The organism is Arthrobacter rhizosphaerae (assembly GCF_023062595.1).
In the GTDB taxonomy this organism is placed as follows: Bacteria; Actinomycetota; Actinomycetes; order Actinomycetales; family Micrococcaceae; genus Arthrobacter; species Arthrobacter rhizosphaerae.
The window spans coordinates 1-8,861 of record NZ_JALLAN010000033.1 but is presented as its reverse complement, the minus strand read 5'-3'; the positions used below and the strand labels follow the sequence as shown (position 1 = coordinate 8,861).

The 8,861-nt window shown below is 61.9% G+C and carries 12 protein-coding genes; 6 read left to right on the top strand and 6 right to left on the bottom strand.

Going from position 1 to position 8,861, the window contains the following annotated elements; translation table 11 throughout:
• Positions 1-168: 168 nt before the first annotated feature.
• Positions 169-759, bottom strand: a complete 591-nt coding sequence (locus MU551_RS23060) for a YegP family protein (RefSeq protein ID WP_247048903.1) — start codon at positions 757-759, stop codon at positions 169-171.
• 274 nt (positions 760-1,033) lie between these two features.
• Here MU551_RS23060 and MU551_RS23055 point away from each other — a divergent pair, with 274 nt between their 5' ends.
• The 4 genes from MU551_RS23055 to MU551_RS23040 all read left to right on the top strand — a co-directional run bounded on the left by MU551_RS23055 (position 1,034) and on the right by MU551_RS23040 (position 4,158).
• Positions 1,034-1,900, top strand: a complete 867-nt coding sequence (locus MU551_RS23055; protein ID WP_247048904.1) for an IclR family transcriptional regulator — start codon at positions 1,034-1,036, stop codon at positions 1,898-1,900.
• Positions 1,901-2,022: 122 nt separating this feature from the next.
• Positions 2,023-2,358: a YciI family protein gene (locus MU551_RS23050; RefSeq protein WP_247048902.1), complete on the top strand. Its 336-nt coding sequence runs from the start codon at positions 2,023-2,025 to the stop codon at positions 2,356-2,358.
• Positions 2,358-3,611, top strand: coding sequence for an RNA polymerase sigma factor (locus tag MU551_RS23045; RefSeq protein WP_247048901.1), 1,254 nt, complete (start codon positions 2,358-2,360; stop codon positions 3,609-3,611). Before MU551_RS23050 ends, MU551_RS23045 begins: the two co-directional genes overlap by 1 nt.
• Positions 3,612-3,660: 49 nt before the next feature.
• The gene (locus MU551_RS23040) at positions 3,661-4,158 is read left to right on the top strand and encodes a DinB family protein (RefSeq protein WP_247048900.1); all 498 of its coding nucleotides are present in this window, start codon (positions 3,661-3,663) and stop codon (positions 4,156-4,158) included.
• A gap of 64 nt (positions 4,159-4,222) precedes the next feature.
• On the opposite strand, the gene MU551_RS23035 is transcribed toward MU551_RS23040, so the two are convergent.
• A complete protein-coding gene (locus tag MU551_RS23035) occupies positions 4,223-5,062 on the bottom strand; it encodes an alpha/beta fold hydrolase (protein ID WP_247048899.1) in 840 nt (279 codons plus the stop codon).
• 82 nt (positions 5,063-5,144) lie between these two features.
• Here MU551_RS23035 and MU551_RS23030 point away from each other — a divergent pair, with 82 nt between their 5' ends.
• Positions 5,145-5,642 carry a MarR family winged helix-turn-helix transcriptional regulator gene (locus tag MU551_RS23030; protein ID WP_247048898.1) on the top strand — a complete coding sequence of 166 codons (498 nt, stop codon included), beginning with the start codon at positions 5,145-5,147 and terminating at the stop codon, positions 5,640-5,642.
• Positions 5,643-5,669: 27 nt separating this feature from the next.
• On the opposite strand, the gene MU551_RS23025 is transcribed toward MU551_RS23030, so the two are convergent.
• Positions 5,670-6,347: a hypothetical protein gene (locus tag MU551_RS23025; protein ID WP_247048897.1), complete on the bottom strand. Its 678-nt coding sequence runs from the start codon at positions 6,345-6,347 to the stop codon at positions 5,670-5,672.
• A gap of 113 nt (positions 6,348-6,460) precedes the next feature.
• On the opposite strand from MU551_RS23025, the gene MU551_RS23020 reads away from it, so the two are divergent.
• A complete protein-coding gene (locus MU551_RS23020; RefSeq protein ID WP_247048896.1) occupies positions 6,461-6,784 on the top strand; it encodes a hypothetical protein in 324 nt (107 codons plus the stop codon).
• 90 nt (positions 6,785-6,874) lie between these two features.
• Here the strand turns inward: MU551_RS23020 and MU551_RS23015 are convergent, their stop codons facing one another.
• The 3 genes from MU551_RS23015 to MU551_RS23005 form a co-directional block, all read right to left on the bottom strand.
• Complete coding sequence (locus MU551_RS23015; RefSeq protein ID WP_247048895.1) at positions 6,875-7,468, bottom strand: hypothetical protein; 594 nt, start codon at positions 7,466-7,468, stop codon at positions 6,875-6,877.
• A gap of 363 nt (positions 7,469-7,831) precedes the next feature.
• Positions 7,832-8,296 carry an iron chaperone gene (locus MU551_RS23010; protein WP_247048894.1) on the bottom strand — a complete coding sequence of 155 codons (465 nt, stop codon included), beginning with the start codon at positions 8,294-8,296 and terminating at the stop codon, positions 7,832-7,834.
• Between the two features lie 67 nt (positions 8,297-8,363).
• A complete protein-coding gene (locus MU551_RS23005; protein ID WP_247048893.1) occupies positions 8,364-8,702 on the bottom strand; it encodes a hypothetical protein in 339 nt (112 codons plus the stop codon).
• Between the last annotated feature and the right edge of the window lie 159 nt (positions 8,703-8,861).

Here is an 8,861-nt window from a genome sequence, read left to right as displayed (position 1 = left end):
ACCTCCTGGTCGCCTCAGCGGTTGTCTAAGCAACTCCACTGTGCAACCGGAGGTCCTCACCCATGAGTCAACGACTCCAGCGAGTCACCACATTCACCCAACCAACGTCCCTGGGCAGTACAGCTAGCCAGCGCTGAAGTGGCTACGGTCCGTGGAAGAACTGTCTTTCTACGGTGCGGCCGGTTCCAAGACCTCCAGCCTGCAAGGTGTGGACTCTGAGCCTGATGTGGCGGGCAGCTCGCCGGACTGACAGGCTCGCCGCAACTCCGCCAGCGCAATCTCTTCCACTGCCGCCTTCCGTAGATCAAGGATTATGGCCAGTCCGCCGACGATAGTGCTGGTGCGGCGAGCCACTGCATAAACAGCCCCCAGATTGCGTTCGGTGACACCGCCCCGGACCTGGATATGCGCCCCGCTCATGTCGACATCGAGCCGGATCAGAAACTTCAGCTTCAATCGCGTGGCCGGCCCCATACCCTTGCCCCGCAATTCGGGCACGCCACCTGGTCGCGTCGATTGTCCGCCGCCTCTGCGGGTAAGTCCGAAATGATTCTTCGGAACGTGCTGGGCCGATTCGGCTGCCGAGGACTTGTCCACTATGTGCCCTGCGGCCGCATTCTCGCGCACAGCCATGATGGCCTTGGCCGCATGCGCCTTGTCGGCAAAAACACCGGAAACCGCCAGAACTTCGCGTTCTTCGCCAGTAAGCCGGAATCGAAAGCGCGTGCCGTCGCGGAAGATTTCAAACTGTCCAGTCATTTGGAGGGCCCTTCTCTTGAACTCTGGCAGCGGCCCCCCGCCCGCCTTTGTCCCTGCGATTTCTTCACCGAAATCGCTGCCGCACCCTTCTTCGGCGACTTCCCATCATTGGATCATCATCGATAGGGTGTTGCTGTATTAACAATATAGTTGCTGAGAACGCAACAAGTCAAAGCCCTGGCAGCGGGTGGGGGCTCTGCGGATACTCAAGTGTCCGACGCCTCTGGACACTGACGTGGTCTTAAGATGGGGAAACAGGGACTCCCCTGTGCTGATGCCGCAGGTAGTGCTCATGGCGGCTTCGGACATCATCGACAGAGGACAAAATATGGCAGGCAGGCCGCGGCGCGAAGATGAACCACGGCAAGGGGCCGCCGCCTCGCTGCTCAACGGTCTTAGCGTTCTCGAAGCGTTCTCCATTGGAAAGCCTGTGCTGGGCGTGACTGAGATAGCGCAGACGGTGAACCTGCATAAGAGTACGGTCTCCAGGATTCTCACCGGGCTGACCAATGCCGGCTACGTGGAACGTGACGAAGAGACAGGACGCTTCCGTCTTGGTCTGGGCCTGATAGGCCTTTCCGGGCCACTGCTTGCGGAGCTCGACGTCCGCCGTGCCGCGCACGCCGATCTGGAAGAACTCATGGCCACAACCGGTGAAACCAGCGCATTAGCCGTGTGGAACGGAGCCGAAGCCATCGTGGTGGAAGAGATACCCAGCCCGCACCAGGTCAAGCACACAGCAGCTATCGGGACACGCTATAACCAGTACGGAAGCTCATCGGTGCGGCTGTTTCTCGCCCTGCTCCCTTTTGAGAAAGCGGAGCAACTGCTTGCAGCCGGGCGCATCACCCACACGGCCGACTCCGGCCCTGTGGGCGACTACCGGCAACACCTCGCAACCATCAAAGATCAGGGCTACGCCGTGAACGATGGCTACACCTCTTCTGAAGAAGTGGGGATCTCGGCTGTCGTGCGGGACTACAGGGGTGAGGCGGTGGGTTGCATCATGCTGTCGGCGCCCAGGTCCCGCACAGGGCCTGACCGGATTTCCGCCCATTTGCAGAGTGTACTGGCCGCCGCCGGATCCGTCTCTGCCCGGCTTGGTCACCGGCCAACGGTGCGCGAGCCGGCCGGAAGCTAGAGGACCATCCGCAACTGAAGTGGAGAAAATTGGGTCGCCGTTGTCGATCAGGGCTTCTCTCGCGCGTCGTATAAGTAGGATCCCGAAAAGCGGGCCCTGAAACAGACGAAGGGACAAGAAAAATGTCCAAGTACTTGGTCCTGATCTTCGAGGACGACGTTCGCACGAAGGAAGAGGCAGGAGAGACGGTCAGCGCTGATTACCAGGCGTTCATGCAACGTCGGGGCAGTTCCCTGATCAACGGTGCCGGCCTGGAGCCGCCGTCCACGGCGACGTCCATCCGTCGAGACGGCGCCGGCGGATTCTCTGTGACGGATGGACCGTTCGCCGAGTCGAAGGAAACGCTGGCCGGCTATTACCTCATCGAGGCTGCCGACCTCGACGAAGCACTGGAGATTGCCAAGGACATTCCCGCCGGCGTCGGCGTCGAGGTCCGCCCCGTGCGGGTGGGGGGCTGATGCCGCCGGCCGCCAGCCCGGAAGTCGCTGCGGCGGTTGCGGACGCGCACCGCCGCGAGTGGGCGTTCGTGCTGGCGGCCACCGTGCGCACCGCCGGTGACATCGATACCGCGGAAGAAGCCGTCCAGGATGCGTATGCCAGCGCGTTGTCTACCTGGGGCCAGCGCGGCATTCCGGAGAACCCCGGGGCGTGGCTCACCGTAACCGCGCGTCGTCGGGCACTGGACGTGCGCCGGCGGGCCGTCACCGCACAACGGACGCTCCCCAAACTGCTCGAGCCGGAAGAGTATCTGCCCGATGACCTGGTGTCGGACGAGGAAGAGATCACCGACGACCGCCTGCGGTTGATCTTCACGTGCTGCCACCCAGCCCTCTCCTCCGGCGCGCAGGTCGCCCTAACGCTGCGGCTCCTCTGCGGACTTTCCACCACTGATGTGGCGCGGGCATTCCTTCTGCCGGAGGCCACCATGGCGGCGCGGATCACCCGGGCCAAAAAGAAGATCGCGGCGGCCCACATCCCGTACCGCGTGCCGGCGGCGTCGGAACTCCGCGAGCGCCTCGACGGCGTCCTGTCAGTGGTTTACCTGGTCTACACAACCGGTCATACCGCCCCCTCGGGCGAGAATCTGATGCGCCGGGATCTCGCCGAACGGGGACTTGAGCTCGCACGGATGCTCCGCGTCCTGCTGCCCGACGACGGTGATGTGGCCGGGCTCCTGGCTCTCGTCTTGCTCACCGATGCCCGCAGCGGCGCCAGACTTAACGAGCACCGTGAGCTCGTACTGATGGAGAACCAGGACCGCTCGAAATGGGACCGGTCAGCAATCACTGAGGGGGTTTCCCTCCTCCGTGAAGCCTTGACCCGCCGGCCGCGGGGCCGCTTCGCCCTCATGGCTGCGATCGCGGCCGTACATGATGAGAGCAAGTCGTGGTCCGACACTGACTGGCAGGAGATCCTTGGACTTTACGACCTGCTCCAGGACAGGTGGCCGTCTCCTGTCGTCCAACTCAACCGGGCCATCGCGCTCGGCTTCGCCGTCGGCTACGCGGAAGGCCTGGCTGAGCTGGACGCTCTGGGAGCCGAACCGCAACTTGCCCGTTACCCGTACCTTGCCGCCGCACGCGCCGACTTCCTGACACGGTTGGGCCGGTTCGACGACGCCCGGGTCGCCTTCGAAGAGGCGCTCATCCTGACGGAGAACGACACCGAACGCCGCTACCTCCAGACACGTCTGAGCGGCCTGTCGGGCTGAACAGTTCGACCAAATTGCCCCGGGCCCCCAGCATTGGCATACTTCACGCATGTCTTCCCTCCCTGTGACGGCCGCCGACGACGTCATCAACCAGCCGGCACGCGCCCAGTTCGAAGCGTTCCTCGACGAACACCGGCACGCGCTCAACGCCTGCCTCGACGGGCTGACCGAGGAGCAGGTTCGCCGGTCCCTGGTGCCGTCCCGCACCACGCTGCTGGGCCTGGTGAAGCACGCGACGTTCGTGGAGAAAGTCCTGTTCGACGAAGCCATCACCTGCCGGCCCCGGTCCGAGATCGGTATCCCCGCCACTCCCGACGAATCGTTTATTCTCGACGACGCCGACACCATCGCCACCGTCCGGCAGGCACACCTGGAAGCCTGCGAATCATCGCGCGGCTTGACTGCCTCACTCGGGCTCGATGATCTGCTCCACGGCAACCGGCGCGGGCCGCTGCCCCTGCGCTGGATGTACCTCCATTCGATCCGCGAGTTTGCCCAGCACTGCGGCCACGCGGATATCCTGCGCGAGCAGCTCCTGGATCAGTAGCCGGTTCCAGTTGGACCTGCCCTGCGGGTGCTGTCCACGCGATCAGGTGAGCGGAGCCATTGAATCATGCCGCCGATTGACGGTTGCGGGTGGCCGACCAGAACGTCAGGACATGTTGGGCCACTTCAGCCGGCGCAATGAGAAGAGGAGCCACATGGCCCCCGCCGGAGACCCGCGCAAAGCGTCCGTCCGGTACGGTCCGCGCTGCTCGCTCTGCTTCCTCCGGGTCGTTTAGCGAATCATCTCTGGCCGCCAGCATCAGGGTGGGGACCTGCAGGCGAGGCAGGATCGGGCGGAGATCAGGGCGGCGCAGCATTACGGACCGCATGGCCCAGTATTTGCCGCGTTTGTTCCCTCCGCGGAACGCATCACTCACTGCTTCTGCAGCCGACGGCGACGTCCTGGCCACGCCGCGTCCGGCGAGCGCGTCCACGATTGACCCGCTGAAGGGTCCCGGTCCCAGAATCCTGTAGAGGAAGACCAGAAGACTGGTCTGGAATTTCTCTGCTCTGGAGAGGGGATATGGGGGTGTGCCGATCGTGGTCAGCGTCCGGCAACGTGCGGGGAACTTCCCGGCAAAGACGATTCCTACATGGCCGCCCCAGGCGTTGCCAACCCAGTCCACCGGCGTCGAAATGCCCAAGACATCCAGGATCTCGGCGGCAGCGGTGGCGCAATCCTCCAGCGAATACCGCTTGTGTGGCCCAGGGCTGTCACCGTGCCCGGACCCGTCCACCAGGAACAGCTCGCGCTGCCGGCCCAAGTCCTCCACGACGCCGTCGAAAGTTCTGGAATCAACAAATAGGCTGTGCCACAAGAGCGCCGGAGCACCGCTGCCGACGCGCCGGACCATCAGTGGACCAAGCGTTGTGTCGATCAGAGTGGATGAAGCTTCCGAAATCATGTCCCGCCTCCAAAAAAACATCGTCAGCAGTTTTAGGGAGATTTGCTTCGGTTTCCGAAGTATGTGAGATAAAGTTTCCTCCGTGCCCACGCCGTCGTCAAGAGATTCCGAACATCCGCGGCTTCCCGTAGGCCAACTCCTGGTGCGCCTCCTGGCCGAGTTCCGGCGTGAGCTCCTGACAGAGGCGGAATCCCACGGCTACGGCGATCTACGACTGGCTCATCTGCAAATCACCGGCAACATCGGCACAAAGGGAATCCGTCTGACAGCCTTGGCAGCGCGCGCGCAGCTCAGCCTGGCTGCAACCTCAGAATTGGTAAACGAGTTGCAGGCGCTAGGGTACCTGGAGCGCAGGCCTGACCCCGCCGATGCCCGGGCCAAGCTCATTGTTCCAACCTCCCGCGGTCTGCAGATGCTGCGCGAGGCATCGGCCAAAGTCCGGGAACTGGAAGAGCTTTGGGGCTCCTACACTGGCGAGCAGCGCTTCGAAGCAGCGCTGCAAACTCTCCAGGACGTCCTGGACGCCACGCATCACCTGACAGCAGGACCCTCGACCATCAATGGCCCAGCCTCCGACTGACCCCGTTACCGCCCGACGTCGGCCGGTTCAGCCTGCGGCCACGGCGGCCGTCTTCGGCCGGTCTGCCATCGTCCACATAAAGACCCCGACGGTTGCCACTGCCAGGCCAAAGGGTATGACCAGGAGAACCGTTATTGTCTGCTCATTGGCCGCCAGGAGAAGGACGCTGCTCACCAGAAGGAAAATGCCAAGCCAGCGAGGGAGCACACCCGAGCGAAGAATAAAGACACCGATGAGCACGAAGCCGGTAATGACAGCCAGCAGTCCCGGAATCACGAAGAACGGCATCCCAGGAAAATCGCCGTTGAAAAAGACAGCCTGGATGAATCCGCCAAGGAACAACACGGCGAGTCCGGCAGCCGCACAAATAACGCCCGCATTCGCCAGTCTCTTGTAGCGGCCGGCCTGCCGGGCCAGCCACGTCAGACCGGCGATCCCGATCAGGATCAGGATTGTTGCCACTGGAGAGATAAACGGAACAAGGCCGGTGGCCGAGCGCATTTCCCGGGTTTCGCACTCCATGCCAATACATCCGGTGGGCTCCAGGGAATGCAACAAGGCGGCAAGGCCACAGAGCAGCCCTCCCAATACCGCAGCCATTCCGGTCCAACGGAGGATCTGCGTGGACAGGGTCCGGTCTTGGGATTTTCCTATGGTCATGGCTGCCCACAATTCGTCGGGAGACCAGGGAACAATTGCTCTCATCGTGGCCCTGCCATGACGCCTAGTCAACACCTCAGTGAGAGCAACAGTCCGCTGCTGGCAGAGGACACCTAAACTAGGAGTTAACGTCTTCCTCCATCCCCCGGGAGCACATCATGGAGACTGAATTCGCTGATGTCACTGGTCATGATGTCACCACCATCACCTGCGTCTGCGGGAACACCGTCGACGGCGAGGGCCTGATCCAGGCCAACGCAGAAGGTATTCCCGTTCATGGCGACGACAGCACCCCCGTGCCCGCCGGACTGGCCGAATGGCCCGAAGACGAGGACATTTACACCCTCTGCCCCAAATGCGGCCGGGTATACCGCGACGCCGTTATTGAAGAAACCGGCATGGCGCCGGTTGCTTTCCGCGTAGATGCGGCCCACGGCCCGATCGCTGAGGCCATCCGGATCCATTGGGAGCAAAACCCGTAGACCCTGGCACTGTCTCACGGCAGTGGCCCCGCCGAAAAGGCAGGGCCACCGATGCGCCGCTTATTGCCGGCTAGGACGGACGGACAACTGTCACCCGATGAATGTGACCAGGTCTTGGCAGAATTCGCGTTCAGCCAAATCCGAAAGCCCGGTATCGGACGTCACTTTAAAGCTAATGAACTCATCGTCGAAGGGATTGGTGGGTGTACCGCTGTTGTCAAAGAGAAGGTCGACTTTCGTTATGCCAGTGTCCATGAACAGACGCCCACCATCGGGGCCGTAGACCTTTTGGACTCCTGTGAAAGCTGCATTGATCGTCAGCGTGCCGTTGCCGTTGTCGATAATCTTTTGATCCCGCTCCTGGCCGGCGGTTATAACCGTCAAGGCCTTGCCATTCAGGGTATTCGTCCACACATCTGTCGCATGGAGCCGGATCGCTGAGTAGGCGAAGCCGTCACCGCGAACCACAAGGAGGAAATTTTCTTGGACTGTCCATTCGTGCAGCACCGGGAAGTCCACAATTTCCTCGCAGAACAGCGGGTCCACTTCCTGTATTATTTCGCTGCCGGACTCCACGAAGCGGTCGTGCTCCAGTGGCTTTGCCAACGCGGGAGCAGCCGCTGCGATTGACATGCCGATCACGGCGATCATTGCTCCCACGGCGGCGCGTATCTTGTGCTTCATTGCATCCTCCTCAACTGGTGGCCCGCAGCAGCGAGCCAGAGATTGTCTGTTCGTTGCTTGCGTCCACCCGTACCGTGATGCGCACAGGCGTCAGGACGGCTTAGCTGGGTGGATGTGAATTCAGAAGCATCACGCATCGGAAAGCCGGGAGTGGTGGGACTAGACGCTGACGCCGCTCCGCCACTGCTCGCTGCGCGCTTTTTCACAGGGGGCACCTCCACATAAATGATGTGTCCGGAGCCCAGTTCAGCGGAGTCTTCTGATGGGAAAAACGGTACTCTCAGGGCGCGTTTGGCACCAGAGTTGAGGAGTGCTTATGTCCGGGCGTTATGCCCTGGAGGACTGTCACGCCTCGCTATGGCCTCAGCTGACGGCCTTCTTCACTAGCTCTGCGATCCGTTTCTCATCCGCAGCGGTCAACTTCGTCAGAGCGTAAGCTGTGGGCCACATGCTGCCGTCATCGAGGTTGGCCGCCTCGTCAAACCCGAGCGTTGCGTACCGTGCCTTGAACTTCTGCGAACTTTGGAAGAAGCAGACCACCTTGCCGTCGCGGGCATAAGCAGGCATCCCGTACCAGGTCTTCGGCACCAGTTCGGGTGCGTTCTCTTTGACGATGGCGTGGATACGCTCGGCCATTATGCGGTCGGCGTCGGGCATCTCGGCGATCTTCTGAAGCACCTCGCTCTCCCCGTCCGCCTTTCCGCCTCCCGCTTTACGGCGCGAGGCCGTCTTGAGCTCCTGCCCGCGCTCCTTCATCGCGGCGCGTTCCTCTTCCGTGAATCCTTCGTAGGTTGTAGCGCTGGTGGCGGAGACTTCGTTGTCCTTCATCGCAGGTTCCTTTCGGGAGGTCGGATTTTTTCCAAGGGTCGGATGGGACCACCCTAGTCTCCGTCGATTATGAGAAGTAGTCGTCCAAAGCAAGCAACGCGTCCAGTCGCCATCGATCGTCGATTCCCCTTATTAGCTGCCTCAGGTCATCCACCGTTTCCACGGGTTCGGCAAGGAGAGCTATGGGAGGAGCGGCCGCAACAAACTCAGCTTCGTCCGACGCTCTCACCCATGCCCCTATCCCTTCCTCAAAGAAGCGGATCTCCTCAGTCTCGATCGCTCCATCCAGCTCTTCTTGACCCTGCAGCATCAACTGATCCAGGCTCCGGCGGAAGGCCTCCGACATCAGCTCCGTCGGATCCGGCAAGGCCACTGTGTGGCAGACCCCTCGATCATCAACCCACATTTTTCCTCCTGGTAAGCAGTGGTCGGGCGGGCCGGGGGGGTGCCTCTATGTTTTTCGTCAAGCCGCTGACGGCAGATTCCGTGGTTCCGGTTCCTGGTAGAGGGTTCCGTCTCGGAGCATGGCGAAGAGGACGTCTGAGCGGCGGCGTGCGAGGGCGAT